This is a genomic window from Mesorhizobium sp. B2-3-6, assembly GCF_006442305.1.
GTDB lineage: Bacteria > Pseudomonadota > Alphaproteobacteria > Rhizobiales > Rhizobiaceae > Mesorhizobium.
In genome coordinates, this window is sequence record NZ_VFVW01000009.1 from 218,226 (window position 1) to 237,870 (window position 19,645).

Below are 19,645 nucleotides of genomic sequence, written 5' to 3' on the forward strand. Positions count from 1 at the left end.
CGCCGGAGCGGTTCCGTTTTTCACAAACCGGTCAACCGCCCTGTTTTCTTTTCCGAGGCATTCCGACCGAACCGTGTCACGTGCTTCCCGGCATGCGTCAGCGCTTCATCGGGCTGCGCGGCGCGCCGTCGCGCCAGTCGCCGCTTGCCCACATATGGTCGAAGGCGGCGCGGTAGCCCGGGAAGCGGAACCGGTAGCCCGCCGCCTTGAGCGCCGCGTTGGCGACGCGCTTGTTCTCGCCATAGAAGGACCGCGCCATGGGCGAAAGTTGGGCGGCCTCGAAGGGAATTTCGGGCGGCGGCGTGATGCCCATCAGCGCGGCGGCGTAGCCCACGACGTCCTGCGGCGGCGCGGGCTCATCGTCGGTGACGTTGAAGATGCCGCCTGTATTATCCCCGATGAGATGCCACAGCGCGCCGGCTATGTCGTCGCAATGGATGCGGTTGAACACCTGGCCGGGCTTGACCAGCCGCCGCGCGGTGGCGTTTTCCAGATTGACCAGGGCGTTGCGGCCGGGGCCGTAGATGCCGGAGAGCCGCAGCACCGCCACCGGCCGGCCGATCTCGCGGCCAAGCCGCAGCCAGTCCTGCTCGGCCGCCACGCGCATCGCCGAGCGTTTCGACACCGGCCGGCATTGCGCCGTCTCGTCGACCCAGGCGCCGCCATGGTCGCCATAGACACCGACGGTGGAGAGATAGCCGACCCATTCGAGCGCGGGCATCCGCACGATCGCCTCGCGGGCGGCATTCAGCACGGGATCGCCGGCCTCCTCGGGCGCGATCGAGATCACCAGATGGGTTGTTGTCGCCAGCGCATCGCTGATTTCGCCGGTCAGCGCGCCATCGAACAGCAGCGGCGCGATGCCGGCCTGGCGGAGCGCCTCGAATTTCTCCGCGGAGCGCGTCGTGCCGCGGACCGTCGTGGCGGAATCCCGGTTGGCGCGCGCAAAAGCCTGACCCGAATAGCCGGCGCCGAAGATGAATATCCGCTTTTCACTCATGCAGGCGCCCTGGCTGGAATCGGCCGCGCCCATTCCTCGCGCACGGCCGCGTCGCTCTCGGTTTCCAGGCCGGTCGCGGCGCGTTCGGCATATTCGGCCTCGGGCACCAGCCGCGCCAGCGCCCATATTGCCGCGCCCCGCACCAGCGGCGAGGCGTCGGCTAGCAAGGCGCGCACGGCGCCGGCAAGCGCGGCATCGCGGGAATTGCCGGCGGCGATCAGCACGTTGCGGACAAAGCGGTCGCGGCCGATGCGCTTGATCGGCGAACCGGAAAAGAACGCGCGAAAGGCCGCGTCGTCCAGCCGCAGAAGATCGGCCAGCGCCGGCTCGCGTAGATCGTCGCGCGCGGCGAGCTTGGCCTCGGACGCCACCTTGGCGAACTTGTTCCATGGGCAGGCGGCGAGACAGTCGTCGCAGCCATAGATGCGGTTGCCGATCGCCTCGCGGAATTCATGCGGGATCGGCTCCTTGTTCTCGATGGTGAGATAGGAGATGCAGCGCCGCGCATCGAGCCGGTAGGGCGCCGGGAAGGCATCGGTCGGGCAGGCGTCGAGGCAGGCGCGGCAGGAGCCGCAATGGTCCTCCTCCGGCATGTCGGGGACCAGTTCGGCGGTTGTGAAAATGGTGCCGAGGAACAGCCAGGAACCGTGCTGCCGGCTGACCAGATTGGTGTGCTTGCCTTGCCAGCCGAGCCCGGCGGCCTCGGCCAGCGGCTTTTCCATGACGGGTGCGGTGTCGACGAAGACTTTGACGTCGCCTCCCGCCCGCGCCACGATCTTGCCGGCGATTTCCTTCAGCCGGCCCTTCATCACGTCATGATAGTCGCGGTTTTGCGCGTAGACCGAGATCGCGCCCCGGTCGCGCCTGGCCAACAGGTCGCGCGGATCGTGGTCCGGCCCGTAATTCATCGCCAGCACGACGATCGAACGCACCTGCGGCCACAGGCTTGACGGCTCGCTGCGGCGTTGCAGCGTCTCGGCGATCCAGCCCATGGAGCCGTGGAACCCGTCCGCGACGAAGGCAGCGAGCCGGGCCGGCGCCAGCGGGATCGCATCGGGGGTGGTGACGGCGACCGCCTCGAAACCGGCGCGTCGCGCCTGCGCGTCGATCAGCGCGCGCAGTTTTGCGGCGTCAGAAGTCGAGGTCCGCATAATGCGACACCGGCGACAGGCCGCGCACCCGGTCGGTCAAGAGCGGCCGGAACGAAGGCCGCGACTTGACCCGCGTGTACCATTCGCGCGCGGCAGTGTGCTCGCGCCAGTCGATCTCGCCGAGATAGTCGAGCACCGAAAGGGTGGCGGCGGCGGCAAGGTCGGCATAGGTGACCCTCGAGCCGGCCAGCCAGTGGCGGGTGCCGGCCAGCCAGTTGGTATATTTCATGTGCTGGCGGATGTTGGCCCGCGCCGCGCGGATGGCGGCCGAATCGGGCGAGCCGCCGCCGGCGGTTTCCGGCATGACCGGCTTCAGCACGCGCTCGCGCACCAGATGCCGGGTGACCTCGCTCTCGGCCTTGTGGAGATACCAGTCGGTCAGCCGGCGGATCTCGGCGCGCTGCATCGGGTCCTCGGCGAACAGGCGCTTGTCGCGCTTCAGGACGCCGCGCGTCTCGTCGAGATATTCCGAGATGACCGTGGCGCCGACGATCGGCACGTCGCCCTCGGCCAAAAGGATCGGCAGCGTGCCGGCCGGGTTCAGCGCCAAGAACTCCTTGCGCCGCGTCCACGGCTTCTCCTCGATCAGCGCCAGCTCCTCGCCATACTCGCCGAAAGCGAGGCGCACGAACCGGCAGGAGGCGAACATGGGATGATGGAAAAGCGTCAGCATGGTTCCGCGATGATAAAGCGCACTGGTGGTTTGGATTTGAAGTTCCTGTCCCCTCAACGGCATCCGCGTTCAGGAACTTCAAATCCAAACCACACCAGAACTAAAGTTGGCAGTGTGGCTCAGAATCCGGAATTCGCGCATCGCGCTCCTCCCGGGTGTGGCGAATTCCGGATTGCCACACTGGCGAATCGCCGGGCGCACCGGTAAGTCTTGGCCGCCCGGTAAGCGGGCCGTCAGGGTGTTGCGACCTATAGGGGGAGTTCGGCGCCATGACAAGCAAGCCCTGTCAGCCCATCCAGCGAATGCCGAGGTAGCCAATGGAAAGCCAGACAATCGTCGAAGCCCTGCTGCTCGGTCTCTTGGAGGGATTGACCGAGTTCATTCCGGTGTCCTCGACCGGCCATATCCTGCTCGCCGGCCATTTTCTCGGCTTCCACTCGACCGGCAAGGCCTTCGAGATCCTGATCCAGCTCGGCGCCATCCTGGCCATTCTGAGCGTCTATTTCCGGCGCTTGTGGCAGATGCTGCTCGACCTGCCGCATGACCGGCTGACGCGGCATTTCGTCATCGGCATCCTCATCGCCTTCCTGCCGGCGGCCATCATCGGTGCGCTGGCGCATGATTTCATCAAGACCATCCTGTTCGAATCGCCGCGGCTGATCTGCATCATGCTGATCATCGGCGGCGTGGTGCTGCTCGCCGTCGACCGCATGAAGCTCAAGCCGATGTACCGCGACGTCGAACGCTTCCCGACCCGGCTTTACCTGCAGATCGGGCTGTTCCAGTGCCTGTCGCTGATCCCCGGCACCTCGCGCTCGGGCTCGACCATCGTCGGCGCGCTGCTGCTTGGCGTCGACAAGCGGGCGGCGGCGGAATTTTCCTTCTTCCTCGCCATCCCCACCATGGTCGGCGCCTTCGCCTTCGACCTGTTCAAGAACCGCAACGTGCTGACGTCGGCCGACCTGCCGATCATCGCCGTCGGCTTCGTCGCCGCCTTCGTCACCGCGCTGCTCGTGGTGCGCCTGCTGCTCGATTACGTCTCGCGCAAGGGCTATGCGCTGTTCGGCTGGTGGCGGCTGGTGGTCGGCATCGTCGGGCTCGCCGCGCTGATGATCTGGGGGTGACCTCGTCATCCACGGGCGAAGCAAGGAGCGCAGCGACGCCGCGCAGGCCCGTGGATGACGAAGGTGAAGGCCTTCGCGCGCCCCCTTCATGCGAACCTCCTGCGGAGCAGCGCACAAGTCCTGCGGATTCCAGAACACTCCGCTGCGTAAGCTCGCCCTATCATCCCTCAGGCAATGGCGTCCGGCGAGCCGCATCCGCCCCCGCGCAGGCGGTCGGCCGGGCGCCCAATGAGAGGGAACGACGATGAAATTCATGCTGACCGGCAGGAAACTGCACCCGAAAGCCAAACCCGTCGCCGAGGATTTCAGGAGCGGCGCCATCAACCGGCGCGAATATTTTGCGCTGATGGCCGGGCTCGGCGTCAGCGCCGCCGGCGCTTTTGCCCTGGGCGGGCTGGCGCCCACGCCCGCCCGCGCGGCGGAGCCCAAGAAGGGCGGCGTGCTGCGCGTGGCCATGAACGTCAAGGGTTTCAAGGATCCGCGCACCTTCGACGGCGTCGAAATGTCCAACGTCGCGCGGCACTGCAACGAATATCTCGTGCGCTGGAACACCGATTTCTCCTTCGAGCCCTGGCTGCTCGAAAAATGGGAGATGAGCGACGACGCCAAGACGCTCACGCTTCATGTGCGCAAGGGCATCTCCTGGTCGAACGGCGACGCCTTCGACGCCGACGATGTCGTCCACAACCTCACCCGCTGGTGCGAGGCCGGCGTTGCCGGCAATTCGGTCGCCGCGCGCATGGGCGCGCTGGTCAATGCCGACACCAAGAAGGTGGTCGATGGCGGCATCGAGAAGGTCGACGACCACACCATCAAGCTCAACCTGCCCAAGCCGGACATTTCGCTGATCGCCGGCATGGCCGACTATCCCGCTTTGATCATGCACCGCTCCTATGATGGCGACGGCGATCCGCTGAAGGCACTTTCGATCACCACCGGCCCTTGCGAGCTGGTGAAGTGGGATGCCGAGACGGGAGCCGAGGTGAAGCGCAAGGACAAGCCGTGGTGGAAGGGCGAATTCCACCTGGATGGGATCCAGTGGATCGACTACGGCTCCGACCCCAACGCCATGCTGTCGGCGTTCGAATCCGGCGAGATCGACACCGACCACGAGACCGCCTCCGATGCCGTCTCGCAGACCGAGCAAATGGGCCTGAAGAATTCCGAGATCGCCACCGGCTCCACCATCGTCGCCCGCTTCAATGTCGCCAACGCGCCCTATGACGACGTCAAGGTGCGCCGCGCCGCCCAGCTCGCCGTCGACAATTCGGCCGTGCTGGCGCTCGGCCTCGGCGGCCGCGGCAAGCCCGCCGACAACCACCATGTCGGCCCCATGCACCCAGAATATGCCGATATCGGCCCGGCCAAGCGCGACGTGGACGCCTCGAAGAAGCTGCTGGCCGAGTCCGGCAAGGCCGACCATGAATATGACCTCATCTCGGTCGACGTCGAATGGCAGAAGAGCACCGGCGACGCCATAGCGGCGCAGATGCGCGAGGCCGGCCTCAAGATCAAGCGCACCGTGCTGCCCGCCGCCACCTTCTGGAACGACTGGAGCAAATATCCCTTCTCCTGTACCGAATGGCTCGGCCGCCCGCTCGGCGTCCAGGTGCTGGCGCTGGCGTACAAATCCGGCGCCGCCTGGAACGAAAGCGCCTACGCCAACAAGGAGTTCGACGAACTGCTCGACAAGGCGCTCGCCACCCCCGACGCCGCCCAGCGCAAGGAGATCATGGCCGGCATCGAGAAGAATTTGCGCGATTCCGGCATCATCATCCAACCCTACTGGCGCTCGGTCTACCGGACCTATCGCAAAGGGGTGGAAGGGTGCGAGCAGCACCAGGCGCTGGAGCAGCATTTCGAGAAGGTTTGGTTGGAGGGGTGAGAGGCGGTCCGCGTCAGCGGACGAAAAGCCAATTGCTTGGCTTTTCGAGCCTCGAACGCCCTGAGCCTGCGAAGGGCTGGGGACGCCGACGCTGGTCTTCCCTTCTCCCCTTGTGGGGTCCGAAGGACGGGGCGAGACCCGTGGCTCGCCCCAGGGCGGTGGCCTCGCGAAGCGAGGTCGGATGAGGGGTGCTCCAGCTTGGCGCCACGTCAACAGCGAACCGAACCAGAAAATCCCAACGCCTCACTCCGCTGGAACACCCCTCAACCGTCTCGGCGCTGCGCGCCGATCCACCTTCTCCCACAAGGGGAGAAGGCAAGCTGGCCGCAACGCCGGCTTTATCCCTGCAACGCCGGCGATTGGCGAAAGCGGCGAAGACAGCATCCTTCGCCCCGTTTACGGGGAGAAGATGGCGGCAGCCAGATGAGGGGCAGCGCCGACGCCTGAAATTGAAGCGCGCCCTCAACGCGGTGAGCTGCATCCAGAGCACAAAATTGCTGGCACCGCTCACCACGCGAGCGCCGCCGCCTACACCGTGATGGCGCCGGCATCGGAGGGCACGCTGGTCTCCAGCCCCGCCGCATTGTCGGCCAGCAGCAGTGTCTCGCCCGCGAAGGGGCCAGGAACTCGGCCGCGACGCAGTCATTGTCCAGCGGCTGGTATTTCATCGTCAACAGCGCGGTTGCCATCGCGAATGCCACGTCCTCGATCGTCCAGAGCGTTTCGCGCAGCGGCGCGGTGGAGCGGAATATACGTGATGTCTTCCCAGATCGTGCGGAAAATACTCCAGGGTGAGTGCTCTCACAGAGCACTCATTTCGTATCCCAAGTTACCTCGGGATGAGCGAGTCAACTGAAACCCGATGACCAGGCAAGCGCTGCAAATGATCCTACCGCCGATACAGTTTAAAAAGCTGTTACAAGATTCAAGAATTCGGGATGTTGTTGACGTTTTCTGATATCGACGAGGAATGATGCTCGTATCCCCATATGACGCCTTGGTTGAACGCCTAACGGACGGAATACTCGCCACACCGCAACGAGTGACGATGGTCCTCGGTTCAGCAGTCAGCGCTCCAATGTATCCTGGCGGGCCCGGTGTGTATAATACCAGCGGGATTGTACGACACATCGAAGAAACGTACTTCTCAGCTAAAAGATCGGAATTTTCTAGCTACATTTCTGCTAGTGACAATAGCTATATTTCCGCTTTTGAATTTCTTATCCCTCGTCGCGGGCAAAATGCTGCAAATTCAGTTGTTAGATCTGCCGTCTGGAATTCCCGTGCGCCACATCGGATGCTAGATGATATCACGAACTATAAGCCTGACGAAAACACTGCCGCCCAATCATTCCTATCTCTCGAGGCAGATTGGGATTCATGGTATTTGACACCAGCTCTAACCGCGATTGGGACGTTAGCGAGCACATACTCAGACTTCTTCGGGCATACCATTATAACGACAAACTTCGACCCCCTGATTGAAATAGGAATACGCCGAAGCGGTGGCCATTGCTTCCGAAGCATCTTCCACCGAGACGGCAATCTGGGGCAAGCTGCAGGCGAGGGAACTAACATAGCTCACCTGCATGGGTATTGGTGGGGCTCTGACACGCTCCACACTCAACACCAATTGATGCAGAACCGCCCGCGTTTAAAAGCTTCGCTCGGCGCCGTGATACGAAACGATCCAATACTTGTTTGCGGGTATGGGGGGTGGGATGACGTGTTTAATTCTTCACTAGCAGACATCGTGAATGACGATGGAGCATATCCAGAAGTCCTATGGGCCCTTCACGGCTCTGTTCCGAGCCATTTGGAGAAGGCGCTGGGGCCGCTAATAGATCGAGGGCGTGTTACGGTTTACTCAAACGTAGATTGTAATCGTCTTTTCCCTGACATTGTCGCTCGGCTCTCGCAGGAGTCACCAAGGCCGGCAGCTGCGACCCACAAAGGACCTATCTTCATTCCATCTCAACGGCTGCAGCAGGAGTATAATGAGCGGCCTCCGATCGAGCAGGTGAATAGGCGGTTCGCCCTGCTTGGCCCTTCCGAAGATGATCGCCCGCCGACCGTGGATTTCTATGTTGGTAGGGATGACCAGCTGGCACAGTTAGTGCGCCAGCAGTATGATGTGTGTTATATCACCGGAATTGGTGGCCAGGGAAAGTCTGCTCTTGCAGCTACATTTTTCAACGACAGTCTCTCTAACAGCAAGTTTGAACATTGTGTTTGGCGCGACTGCAAAGAAGAGGCCGAACGCTTCGAGACGCAAGTAGTTCGGATTGTTGTTGCTTTAAGTGGCAATACGTTCACGTTTTCGACTTTGTCGAAATTGTCTTCCGACGAGCTCTTTACGCTCTTTATTAAGACATTGTCAGACAGACATATCTTGTTCGTCTTCGATAATGTGGATCACTACGTCGATATGGAACATGAGAGGTTAGTTGGAAGTCCAGCTTGTTTTGTCGAAAAAATTATAGCTTCCAGGGTACAATCGAAATTTCTATTTACCTGTCGCGGCAATATACGGGACACGCGACACGGCACGCAAAGTATCCGTCTTGTGGGATTGGATCTTAACTCCACAATAGCGCTGTTTGGTAAGAGATCGGCAAATTCGGATCTCACGGATATAGAATTTGCTCATGGCGTTACAGAGGGGCACGCCCTCTGGCTGGACCTTCTTGCGGCTCAAGTCGCCACTCACTCGGAAGCTCCGTTGAGACAAATTCTAAGCTCCTCATCTGAAGGTAGTCGTGGGATTCCGATGGAAACACTTCAATCTATATGGAATATGCTTCGGGAACGTGAGCAAACTGTGTTACGAACGTTAGCGGAGTGTGTTCGTCCTACTACGGAGGTGGAGCTTGCGAGTTTTTTAGAGGGTCAGCTAAATTTCAACAAAGTAGGACGAGCACTTTCTACCTTGAGAAGTCTGAATTTAATTGTTGTCAAATCTTCAGGTAGCATCAGAGACCATATTGAACTCCATCCGGTTGTTAAAGAATTCATAAAGAAGACGTTCTCGCTTGCTGACAGGCGAAGTGTGATCGACATCATTATTGACTATTACGAACGGTTCTTCGCCGTAAGATTGGGTCTATCTCGAGCAAATTTGACAGTCCAGGAATTGCAAAACTGGGTTGAAAGCATTGAGCTCCACGTGTCTGCGGGCAAATTTGACCCTGCGTTCAATCTTATTGGAGAGGTCCTCCGAAGCGGCCTATACCAGCTCAATAGCCGGGAATTCGTGCGCGTTTGCGGAATTCTTTTCTCTCAAGATATTTGGGCGAATCACTCGTCCTACGAGGCGTTCGACAGGATCGCTACTGCTTACACGAGCGTTTTAGCAGACTTGGGACGGGTGGATGAAGCGCGTAGGTTTCTTGCTCAATATAGAGAGACTATTGAGGGGAAGAGTGCTCGCTATATTAATTACTGCGATATGTTTTGCTACTTAGAATGGGTTATCGGCGAATTCAAAGAATCTATTAAATGGGGTGAGGAAGGCGATAGGTTGAAGTCGAAGGCGAATACTGACACGGTCTTCGATAGTCGCCATAACCTTGCGCTGGCTCGCAGGGACAGCGGAGACATCGATCCTGCGCTAACGTTTTTTTTGAAGGGCAGAGCGATTGAGGCTGCGTTAGATCCAGACGACTTGGACGAAAAAGTAGACGGCTCTTACTACGGGAATATTGGGAGGTGTCTCCAGCTTATGGGCCAAGTGGATACCGCTTTGGTATGCTATCGAAAATCGGCATTGCTGATTGAGAAAGATGAGGCGGGTCGGGCAGTAAGCAATCGAGGATATGTGCGCCAATGGATTGGCGAGGTATTCGCAACCAAGAATGCTCTTGCCGACGCAGCCAAGTTTTTAAAGGCTGCGATGAAGATATGGGAGATGACATCTCCGGTTCGCGAATCACGCCTGATGGCTTTGGTTGCGTCAAGACCGGAGTTGGCAATTAAGGTAGCGGAGACGGATGAGGTCGAGTCCGAGCGATATTGCGTAGCCTGGTTTTTCGGCAGAGAAAGCGATCTTTAAAGTCCCTTAATCCCCCATCTTCAAGGCCTGAATAAACGCCTCCTGCGGGATATCCACCTTGCCGAACTGCCGCATCCGCTTCTTGCCTTCCTTCTGCTTGTCCAGCAGCTTGCGCTTGCGGCTCACGTCGCCGCCGTAGCATTTGGCCGTCACGTCCTTGCGCAGGGCGGAGATGGTTTCGCGGGCGATGACCTTGCCGCCGATCGCGGCCTGGATCGGGATCTTGAACAGATGGTGCGGGATCAGCTCCTTCAGCTTCTCGCACATCTGGCGGCCGCGCTTTTCCGCCGCGGTGCGGTGGACCAGCATGGAGAGCGCGTCGACCGGCTCCTCGTTGACCAGGATCGACATCTTCACCAGGTCGCCCTCGCGGTAGTCGGTGAGGTGATAGTCGAACGAGGCGTAGCCCTTGGAGATCGACTTCAGGCGGTCGTAGAAATCGAACACCACTTCGTTGAGCGGCAGGTCGTAGGTCAGCATGGCGCGCTTGCCGACATAGGAGAGGTCGGCCTGGATGCCGCGCCGGTCCTGGCAGAGTTTCAGGATGCCGCCGAGATAGTCGTCGGGGGTCAGGATGGTGGCGCGGATCCACGGCTCCTCGATGGCCGAGATCTTCACCACGTCGGGCATGTCGGCCGGGTTGTGCAGCTCCTTCACCGAGCCGTCATTGAGCAGCAGCCGGTAGACGACGCTGGGTGCCGTGGCGATCAGGTCGAGGTTGAACTCGCGCTCCAGCCGCTCCTGGATGATTTCCAGATGCAGCAAGCCAAGGAAGCCGCAGCGATAGCCGAAGCCGAGCGCGGCACTGGTTTCCATTTCATAGGAGAAGGAGGCGTCGTTGAGACGCAGCTTGCCGACGGCGGCGCGCAGATCCTCGAAATCGGCGGCGTCGACCGGGAACAGGCCGCAGAACACCACCGGCTGCGCCGGCTTGAAGCCGGGCAGGGCATGCGCGGTCTGGCGCTTGTCCTCGGTGATGGTGTCGCCGACGCGGGTGTCTGCCACTTCCTTGATCGAGCCGGTGAAGAAGCCGAACTCGCCGGGGCCGAGCTCCTCGACATTGATGCGGGCGGGCGTGAACACGCCGGTGCGCTCGACCAGGTACTTGGCGCCGGTGCCCATCATGCGGATGGTCTGGCCCTTTTTCAGCACGCCGTCGATGACGCGCACCAAAACGATGACGCCGAGATAGGCGTCGTACCAGCTGTCGACCAGCATCGCCTTCAAGGGCGCGGTCGCGTCGCCCTCGCGCGGCGGCGGCAATTGGTGGACGATGGCTTCGAGCACATCGGGAATGCCAAGGCCGGTCTTGGCCGAGATCAGCACGGCGTTGGAAGCGTCGATGCCGATCACCTCCTCGACCTGCTCGCGGATGCGCTCGGGCTCGGCGGCCGGCAGGTCGACCTTGTTCAGCACCACGACGATCTCGTGGTTGTTGTCGATGGCCTGGTAGACATTGGCGAGCGTCTGGGCTTCGACGCCCTGAGAGGCGTCGACCACCAGCAGCGAGCCCTCGCAGGCGGCGAGCGAGCGCGACACTTCATAGGCGAAGTCGACATGGCCGGGCGTGTCGATGAGGTTGAGGATATAGTCCTCGCCATTGTTGGCGCGGTACTTCAATCGCACCGTCTGCGCCTTGATGGTGATGCCGCGCTCGCGCTCGATGTCCATCGAGTCCAGCACCTGCTCCTTCATGTCGCGCAGCTCCAGCCCGCCGGTGAGCTGGATCAGGCGGTCGGCAAGGGTGGATTTGCCATGGTCGATATGGGCGACGATGGAGAAATTCCTGATATGGTCGAGGGGCGTGCTCATGCCGCGCGCTTTAGCAGGGGCGGCAAGCGGCGGCAAGGCTTGCGGCGCAAGGGCCCCCTTGGCGATCACAAAGCGGTGAACCGGGTGCGAAAGCCCGAAACAGCGGGCGGGGGCGGCCGGATGCTTAAACTTTGAACGATCCTCTTAGACCCCGGTTTGCCGGCGCATGTTAGTTCCCCCGCAGGTAACCGTTTTTTGGGGTAAGAAAAAATGCCGGGGCTTGCAGGAAGGTTCGCCCGCTCTCGCGGCGGCTCGATGATGCCGCTGTTCTTCATCAGCCTGGTGCCGCTGGTCACCGTGGTCGGCTTCTCGGTCGACTATACATCGGCGGTCCAGACCCGCTCCAACATGCAGCAGGCGCTCGACGCGGCGACGCTGGCCATCACCACGCTGCCGAAGACGACGGCGCTGGCGGCCCGCCAGCAGATGCTCCGGGACACCTTTGCCGCCAATGGCGGGCAAGGCACCGCCACGCTGGTGAGCTTCACCATCGCGGCCAACGGCACCGCCACGGCGCAGGCTTCCGCGAGCTTCGCCATGCCGACCGACTTCATGCAGATCGCCAGGATCGACACCGTGCCGGTCGGCGTCACCTCGGCGGTCAACAAGGCGGCGGCCCTGGTGCAGACCACCTTCAAGATCGAGAAGGCGTCGGGCTGGTGGGACAAGACGATGTATCTCTACGGCACGCGATTTGGCTCGACCACGAAGCAGAAGCTGATGCAGATCAGCTATGTCTACAACAAGGGCGGCGATCCCAAGGGCTATGGCACCACCACCGTCTCAACCGTCAGCGGCACCACGCTTACCCAGGTGCAGCAGCAGGTGTGCAACACCACGACGGTCGCCAATTTCGACAACACGCCCTCTGGCGCCATCACCAGCACCGACGGCAACGGCGTCATGCGGCAGACCGTCTGCACCACCACGCCGGCCAACAGCACCGGCGCGGTCATCGACGTCAGCCAGATGGACCAGCTCTATCTGGAGATGAACGTGCCTTCCGCCGCGACGGCCAAACCAGCCCAGCCGACCACGCTGAGGTCGAACGATCCGAACACCTCGAACCGGCTCTATATCGGCACCAGCCCGACCGACATGCCCGAAATCGCCACGGGCCAGACCGTCGATATCTTCACCGCCGTGCCGTGCGGCCAGACGGGCTACCAGGCCTGGGAAGACGGCGGCTCGGCCGTGCCGGCGCCTGTCGTCAACGCCGACTTCTTCTACACCGTGATGGGCAAATGCGACTTCAACCAGCGCCCCTCGCAAACGGTGCTGACGCAGTGACACTGCGGCTTCTTCCTTCTCCCCTTGTGGGAGAAGGTGGCCTCGCGAAGCGAGGTCGGATGAGGGGTGTTCCAGGCAACGCCAACGCCTCACTCCGCTGGAACAGCCCTTTTGCGCTCGGCCTCGTCCCGTCCGCCGGGGCTATAGACGGATCGCAGCGTTCGACTAGTCTGGCGCCATGCCGCACCAACCCGTCACCCCCGCCAAGCGCAACTTTGCTCGCTCACTCCGCCGTGACATGACGGAAGCGGAAGACAGGCTTTGGCAGGAACTGCGAGACCGCAGACTGGACCGGATCAAATTCAGGCGCCAGGTTCCTTTTGGAAAATACATTGCCGATTTCGTTTGCCTCGAAGCCGGGCTGATTATCGAGATCGACGGCAGCCAACACGCGGACTCGGATGCTGACCGGATCCGCAAGGCCGAGCTGGAGGCTAGGGGTTTTCGCGTTCTGCGCTTCTGGAACGACGATGTCCTGAAAGAGATGAATGCCGTTTGCGACACGATCATCGCCTATGTGCGGGACAGAAGTCTGCAGCCCTGGAGATAGTGGCGCCGTTTTCCCTTCTCCCCTTGTGGGGTCCGAAGGACGGGGCGGGACGCGTGGCTCGCCCCCGGGCGGTGGCCTGGCGAAGCGAGGTCGGATGAGGGCTGTTCCAGGAAACGCCAACGTCTCACTCCGCTGGAACACCCCTCAACCGTCTCGGCGCTGCGCGCCGATCCACCTTCTCCCACAGGGGGAGAAGGAAGAACCCGCTGGCGCTCAATCACAAACCGGTGAGCGCTGTAACGAAGCGATAATTGGCGGCGAAGTGGGGACATCAGCGGCGCATCGCGGCGCCGTCGCCCACGGAGCAATCCATGTCGCAAGCCAAACGTAGCAGGTCCCTCGCAGTGTCCAGCCTGGGCGCGCTTGCGCTCGCGGCGTCGGTCGGTGCGGCCGCGGCGCAACCGCTTACCGTTGTCGAGCTGTTCACCAGCCAGGGCTGCTCGTCCTGCCCGCCGGCCAATGCCAATCTGATCAAGGTCAAGGACCAGCCTGGCGTGCTGGCGCTGTCCTTCAACGTCACCTACTGGGACTATCTCGGCTGGAAGGACATTTTCGGCCGGCAGGAGTTCACGCAGCGCCAGGTGAGCTACGAGCCGCCGCTCGGCCGTGACGGGCCGTTCACGCCGCAGGTGGTGGTCAACGGCCATGCCGACGCGGTCGGCGCCGCGCCCGGCGAGATCGAGCGGCTGATTGCGGCGAGCGGCCGCATCAAGGGGCCGTCGCTGTCGCTCGATGGCGGCAAGGCCAGCATCGGCGCGGGGAGCGTGCCGGGCGGCAAAGCCGACATCTGGCTGGTGCGCTATGCCAGGGGCGTCGTCGAGGTGCCCGTGGCGCGCGGCGAGAACACCGGCCGCACCTTGCCGCACGGCAATGTCGTGCATGCGCTGAAAAAGCTCGGCAGCTGGACCGGAGAGGCCACGACGCTCGACGTGCCGGCCGCCGCCGATGGCCTCAGCACCGCCGTGCTGGTGCAGTCGCCCGGCGGCGGGCCGATCCTGGCCGCCGCCGCCGATTAGCTTGCCTCCGGGAACTTCCCGTTTGCGGGGAGAGACCATCAGAAATTGCGCAACGCCGCGCCTGCGGCGCCGCAACAGCCGGCCGCCGCGAGGGCGCGCCACCCAACCAAGGAGACCATCATGACCGTTCTTTCCCGCCTGACGCTGCCGGCGCTCGCGCTCGCTTTGTGCTCGACGGCATTGCTGGCCGGCGGCATCGCCCGTGCCGACGAGGCCACCAACGCCATGAAACCCGCCGCCGACGCGATGAAACCGGCAACCGATGCGATGAAGCCGGCCGACCCGATGGCCACCAATGCCATGAAGCCCGCCGCCGATGCGATGAAACCGGCGGACGCCGTGAAGCCGGCGACGGATGCGATGAAGCCTGCCAACTAGGTCAAGCCGCGGCGGAGAGTTACGCACCCGCTGGGGCCGCACGAGAATGTGAGCCTCCGCCGCAACTCGCGCATCGCACCGGCTCCGCTAATTCAATAGACTGGACCCTATGCAAGCCATTAGGAGTGCAACCATGACCGACATCAAGAACCGTTCGAGCGGCCTCGTCCGCGGCGCGCTCGCAGCTTTCGCGCTCGCCGTCGCGGGCGCCGCCTTCTGGCTGACGCCGGCCGTCTCGGCGGAAGACGCCGTGGTGATCCCGCCGCCGGCGCTCGATGAAAAGGCAGCGGGCGGCAGCGAGACGGCAGTCTTCGCCGGCGGCTGCTTCTGGGGCGTGCAGGGCGTGTTCCAGCACGTCAAGGGCGTCACCAAGGCGGTCTCGGGCTATACCGGCGGCGCCAAGGACGACGCCGTCTACGAGACGGTCGGCACCGGCCGCACCGGCCATGCCGAATCCGTCGAGATCACCTACGATCCCTCCAAGATCACCTATGGCCAGCTGCTGCAGGTGTATTTCTCGGTCGCCCACAATCCGACCCAGCTCAACTATCAGGGGCCCGACTCCGGCACGCAGTACCGCTCGACGATCTTCGCCGAAAACGAGGCACAGAAGAAGATCGCGCAGAGCTACATCGCCCAGCTCGACCAGGCCAAGCTGTTCGGCAAGCCCATCGTCACCACGATCGAAACCGGCAAGACCTTCTACCCGGCCGAGGAGTACCACCAGGACTTCCTGACGCTCAACCCGACCTATCCCTACATCGTCTACAACGACCTGCCCAAGGTGGCGAATTTGAAGACGCTGTTCCCGCAGCTTTACAGCGACAAGCCGGTGCTGGTGCTGTCGGCCAGCAATTGAGGTTCAGAAGCGGAGGCGCTGGCGGGAAGCGCCTCCTGCTGCCCTGCCGGCCAGAGGGGGCGCGAGGGATCGCGGCCTCTCCTGCGAAGAAGGCTACACCCTCTTCCGCCACGGCAGGCTCCAGCGCGCCTTCTCCAGCGAGGCCTTGGCTTCGACCGTGGCCGGGGCGGCCTGGGCTTCGCGGTATTGCACCGAGCCCTGCGGCGGATAGGGCAGGCTGTCGTTGAGCTCCAGCCTGTCGAGCTGGCTGAAATCGGGGAAAGGCAGTTTTTCCTCCTCGCGCCAGGCGCTGACCCGCTTTTCCGCGGCGATGCGCTTTTCCTGGTCGAGCGGCAGGTCGGCGGCGCTGTATTCCAGCTGCGCCGGGAATGCGAACTGGGCGCCGGCCTCGTCCATCACCGCGATCATCGACAGCAATATGTCCTCGCGGATGGCGAGAAACTCCGAGCCATCCGCGGTCGTGATGTAGGTGAAGACCTCGATGTCGAGTGAATAGGGGCCGAAGCCGACGAAGCGCACGCGGCACGGGTCGTCGATGACGCGCGGATGAGCGATCAGGAGCTTGCGCAGCGCCGCCAGCGTGTAGCGCAGCTGGTCGGGCGTCGTCTCGTAGCGCAATTGCAGCGTGGTGGCGAAGCGGGTGCGGTCGCGATGGGCGTAGTTCTCGATCTGCATGCCGGCGAAGTCGGAATTGGGCACCGAGATCACCGTGCGGTCGACCGAGCGGATGCGGGTCGAGCGCATGCCGATATGCTCGATGGTGCCGGACTGGTTGCCGAATTTGCAGAAGTCGCCGACGCTGACCGGCCGGTCGGCATAGAGCGTCAGGCCGGAAAGAAAATTCTGCAGCGTCGGCTGCGCCGCCAGCGCCACCGCCAGGCCGCCAATGCCGAGGCCAGCCAGCACGCCCTGATAGGGGATCGCCAGCACCTCCGCCAGGAGCAGGAAGGCGACCACCAGGGCGGCGATGCGCGCCACCCCGGTCAGCAGCGAGATCAGCGTCTCGTGGTAGCCGGGCACGTTGAAGGTGGCGCGGTAGCGCTCGGCGATCTTGCCGATCAGGTGCCAGACGACGGGAACCGCGCCGATCAGGATCAGGCTCCAGGCCGCCGCCTTGGCGGATGCCGCGATCACCTGCGGCAAGCCGAGCGGCCGCAGCGCAAACAGCAGGAACAGGCCGAGGAAGATCGAGCGCACCGCCCATTCGACGACGCGGAAGAAGCCGGCCCGCCCCGAACTCCTGCCGCGGCGGGCGAAGAACACGATGACGGCGTTGGCAAGGAAGCCGAAGGCGATGCCGGCAAGCACGGCAATGCCGAGCCCCAGCCATTGCCAGCGTTCGATCGGCCCGGCGCGGGTCAAAAGGGCAGGGCTGATCTCGCGGGCAAGGCCCCTCGTGGCGAAGAACGGATCGTTGCTGGCGAAGGCGGTGAATTCCGGCGCCACCGGCGCGTCCTCGATATCGGCATAGAGCGTGCGGATGTTGGCCAGCGTTTCCGGCGTGAATTTCCACAGCTTGCCGCCTTTCTCCGTCCCCACCGGAGCGACGACGATGTTGCCGGCCGGGTGCTCGAAATACACATAGGGCGTGTTGCTTTGGGGATCGTCGGGAATTTCCTGCCAGTAGACGTAGCCGATGCGGTCGATGACTTTCTTGAGATAGCTCTCGAGCAGAACCGCCTCGTCGGACCGCACCGCCGGATTGTAACCGCGCATGTCGAGCGCCGTTTGCGTCGAACCGCCATTCTGGTCGGCGATGCCGCCGAGCAGCATCTTGAACGTGTCGCGCGGCGAGGCGAGCTTGGCCGGATCGTCGACCATGTCGGGGGCTTCGCCACGCGCCGCCTGGAACTCGGCGAGCTTGGCCTGCAGCACGGCGAGCTGCGGCCCGACGATGAACCATTCGCCGGCCTTGCGGCGGAAGGTGACGTCGAAGAAAACCTTGCTGCCATATTGCTGCAGCCTGGCTGTCACCTCGTCGCCGGGGATCGCATCATGCGGCAGGTTCCACAGGCGCAAGGTGGCGTTGTCGATCACCGAAAACAGGAGCTTGGTGTAATCGGGCATGTTGAGGCCGCCGCGATCGGCCTCCGTGACGTCGACGAGGCCGGCCGCCAGCGCGGCAAGGCCCATGCCGCCGCCGGTGGCGCGCGGCACATTGTCGGCGCCGCTCTCGTTCATGGTCTGCAGGAATGAGCGCATCGTCGTCATCGGGCTGGTCTGGTCGACCTTGAGGGTCTCGGCGGCGTCGACGCGCACGCCCGTCCACCATTCGGCGGTGGCGGATTCGAAACGGCCCATGAAGCTGGCGCCGTCCGGCGCCATGACGAAGCTGAACTCGCCCTGGCGACTGCCCTCGAACCAGCGGCCGAACAGCTTTTCGCCTTCGGTCTTGGCTTCGATGCGGCCGCCATACAGGGGATAGACGCCCTTCACCTCGGCGCCGTCCTGCTCGAAGGTGATCTGGGCGCCGCCGCCGCGCCATTTGGTGTCCCAGACACCGGCCCAGTTGGCCGTCTGCTGGGCATGAGCGGGCTGAATGACAGGCAGCAGGCCGGCCAGCGCAAGCGCGGCGATCAGCGTGACCAGGCGGATCAGGACCAGAGCAATTCCAGGAAAGCGGCGTAGCGATTTTCCCGGGAAAACTGCGTAGCGCTGCCGCGCCTGCGGATCGTGTTCTATCGAGGCAACCGGGACACCGCGCATTGCATTGCCCTTCTTCTCGGACCGCTGCCATCAGGCCGCAGCATGTCGCGGAAGGTTATTCCGCGTGAAGATGAATATTGTCTTTCCGGCAGGCGACAGGCGGCAGGCGGAGGCGATGATTTCGCGCCGTCGCCTGGCCCTTCAATCGTAGGTCAGGTCCCTCGCCTTGCCGCCGAACACGCGGTAGGCATAGAAGGAATAGAAGATGATGATCGGCAGCACGACCACGGTGCCGGCCAGGATGATGGCCAGGCTTTCGGGTGCGGAAGCCGCCTGCCAGATGGTCAGCCTGTCGGGCACCACGAACGGATAGAACGACCAGGCGAGCCCGGCAAAGCCCAGCGCGAAGATGGCGGCCAGCGTCAGGAACGGCGTCAGCGAATGGCGGTCGTCGGGCCTGGGCAGATGAGAGGTCTGCCGCCACAGCCACAGGAACAGCAGCGCCGACAGGATCGGCAGCGGCGACAGATAGAGCATTTCGGGCAGCACGAACCATTTGGCGAAGATGCGCGGGCTGGCGAAGGGCGTGGCCAGCGACACGGCAGCCATGCCGAGCGCGGTCAGCACCAATGTGGTGCGCAGCCAGCGCACCGCCTTTTTCTGCAAGTCGCCTTCGGCCTTGTAGATGACCCAGGCCGCCCCCATCGCGGCGTAGGCCGCCGCCAGGCAGAACGCCACCAGCACGCCGAACGCCATGCCGCCCAGGCCGAAGTCGAGGCCAAGCACATAGACGCCCAGCATATAGCCTTGCGCCAGCGAGGCGATGAGCGAGCCGAGGAAGAAGATGCGGTTCCAGCGATGCTTGCGCTCCGTCGCCACCTTGGCGCGGAAGTCGAAGGCCACGCCGCGCAGGATGAGGCCGACCAGAAGCACGAACACCGGGATATAGAGCGCGCTGAGGATGACGCCATGCGCCATCGGAAAGGCGACCAGCAGAAGGCCGACGGCCAGCACCAGCCAGGTCTCGTTGGCATCCCAGAACGGGCCGATGGCGGCGATCATGGTGTCCTGCTCGGCGTCCTCGGCCGCCGCGAACAGGATGCCGATGCCGAGATCGAAGCCGTCGAGAATGACGTAGATCAGGATGGCGAGGCCCATCAGGCCGGCGAAGATGAGGGGGAGCAGGGTCGGCCAGTCATAGGTCATTTCT

General features: G+C 62.9%; 14 protein-coding genes. 8 read left to right on the plus strand and 6 right to left on the minus strand.

The window, feature by feature from the left end:
- Nucleotides 1–97: 97 nt before the first annotated feature.
- Genes FJ953_RS25060 through FJ953_RS25070 form a run of 3 tightly spaced genes read right to left on the minus strand, consistent with a single transcriptional unit; the run spans nt 98 to nt 2,824 of the window.
- On the minus strand, nt 98–1,000 hold the full coding sequence (locus FJ953_RS25060) for an SDR family oxidoreductase (RefSeq protein WP_140625277.1): 903 nt from the start codon (nt 998–1,000) through the stop codon (nt 98–100).
- On the minus strand, nt 997–2,151 hold the full coding sequence (gene queG / locus FJ953_RS25065; protein ID WP_140625278.1) for a tRNA epoxyqueuosine(34) reductase QueG: 1,155 nt from the start codon (nt 2,149–2,151) through the stop codon (nt 997–999). Before queG ends, FJ953_RS25060 begins: the two co-directional genes overlap by 4 nt.
- Nucleotides 2,132–2,824: a glutathione S-transferase family protein gene (locus FJ953_RS25070; protein WP_140491712.1), complete on the minus strand. Its 693-nt coding sequence runs from the start codon at nt 2,822–2,824 to the stop codon at nt 2,132–2,134. The genes queG and FJ953_RS25070 overlap by 20 nt, the downstream gene beginning before the upstream one ends.
- A 317-nt stretch (nt 2,825–3,141) precedes the next feature.
- On the opposite strand from FJ953_RS25070, the gene FJ953_RS25075 reads away from it, so the two are divergent.
- The 3 genes from FJ953_RS25075 (at nt 3,142) to FJ953_RS25090 (ending at nt 9,884) form a co-directional block, all read left to right on the plus strand.
- Nucleotides 3,142–3,948: an undecaprenyl-diphosphate phosphatase gene (locus FJ953_RS25075; protein WP_140524368.1), complete on the plus strand. Its 807-nt coding sequence runs from the start codon at nt 3,142–3,144 to the stop codon at nt 3,946–3,948.
- 244 nt (nt 3,949–4,192) lie between these two features.
- Nucleotides 4,193–5,833 carry an ABC transporter substrate-binding protein gene (locus FJ953_RS25080; protein WP_140625279.1) on the plus strand — a complete coding sequence of 547 codons (1,641 nt, stop codon included), beginning with the start codon at nt 4,193–4,195 and terminating at the stop codon, nt 5,831–5,833.
- Nucleotides 5,834–6,803: 970 nt separating this feature from the next.
- Nucleotides 6,804–9,884, plus strand: a complete 3,081-nt coding sequence (locus tag FJ953_RS25090) for an SIR2 family protein (protein ID WP_140625281.1) — start codon at nt 6,804–6,806, stop codon at nt 9,882–9,884.
- Between the two features lie 6 nt (nt 9,885–9,890).
- Here the strand turns inward: FJ953_RS25090 and lepA are convergent, their stop codons facing one another.
- On the minus strand, nt 9,891–11,696 hold the full coding sequence (gene lepA / locus FJ953_RS25095; RefSeq protein WP_140514160.1) for a translation elongation factor 4: 1,806 nt from the start codon (nt 11,694–11,696) through the stop codon (nt 9,891–9,893).
- Nucleotides 11,697–11,906: 210 nt separating this feature from the next.
- Here lepA and FJ953_RS25100 point away from each other — a divergent pair, with 210 nt between their 5' ends.
- From FJ953_RS25100 to msrA, 5 genes are all read left to right on the plus strand, one after another.
- Entirely contained in the window at nt 11,907–12,986 is a 1,080-nt protein-coding gene (locus FJ953_RS25100; protein ID WP_140625282.1) for a TadE/TadG family type IV pilus assembly protein, read from the plus strand.
- 178 nt (nt 12,987–13,164) lie between these two features.
- The gene (locus tag FJ953_RS25105) at nt 13,165–13,536 is read left to right on the plus strand and encodes an endonuclease domain-containing protein (RefSeq protein ID WP_140491726.1); all 372 of its coding nucleotides are present in this window, start codon (nt 13,165–13,167) and stop codon (nt 13,534–13,536) included.
- Nucleotides 13,537–13,847: 311 nt separating this feature from the next.
- Nucleotides 13,848–14,552: a DUF1223 domain-containing protein gene (locus FJ953_RS25110; RefSeq protein WP_140625283.1), complete on the plus strand. Its 705-nt coding sequence runs from the start codon at nt 13,848–13,850 to the stop codon at nt 14,550–14,552.
- 120 nt (nt 14,553–14,672) lie between these two features.
- Nucleotides 14,673–14,930 carry a hypothetical protein gene (locus FJ953_RS25115; RefSeq protein WP_140625284.1) on the plus strand — a complete coding sequence of 86 codons (258 nt, stop codon included), beginning with the start codon at nt 14,673–14,675 and terminating at the stop codon, nt 14,928–14,930.
- Between the two features lie 133 nt (nt 14,931–15,063).
- Nucleotides 15,064–15,789: a peptide-methionine (S)-S-oxide reductase MsrA gene (msrA, locus tag FJ953_RS25120; RefSeq protein ID WP_140625285.1), complete on the plus strand. Its 726-nt coding sequence runs from the start codon at nt 15,064–15,066 to the stop codon at nt 15,787–15,789.
- 93 nt (nt 15,790–15,882) lie between these two features.
- Here the strand turns inward: msrA and FJ953_RS25125 are convergent, their stop codons facing one another.
- Together FJ953_RS25125 and FJ953_RS25130 are read right to left on the minus strand one after the other, a co-directional pair.
- On the minus strand, nt 15,883–18,495 hold the full coding sequence (locus FJ953_RS25125) for a mechanosensitive ion channel family protein (RefSeq protein WP_140625286.1): 2,613 nt from the start codon (nt 18,493–18,495) through the stop codon (nt 15,883–15,885).
- A 141-nt stretch (nt 18,496–18,636) separates the two neighbouring features.
- The gene (locus FJ953_RS25130; RefSeq protein ID WP_140524385.1) at nt 18,637–19,641 is read right to left on the minus strand and encodes a cytochrome d ubiquinol oxidase subunit II; all 1,005 of its coding nucleotides are present in this window, start codon (nt 19,639–19,641) and stop codon (nt 18,637–18,639) included.
- Nucleotides 19,642–19,645: the final 4 nt, after the last annotated feature.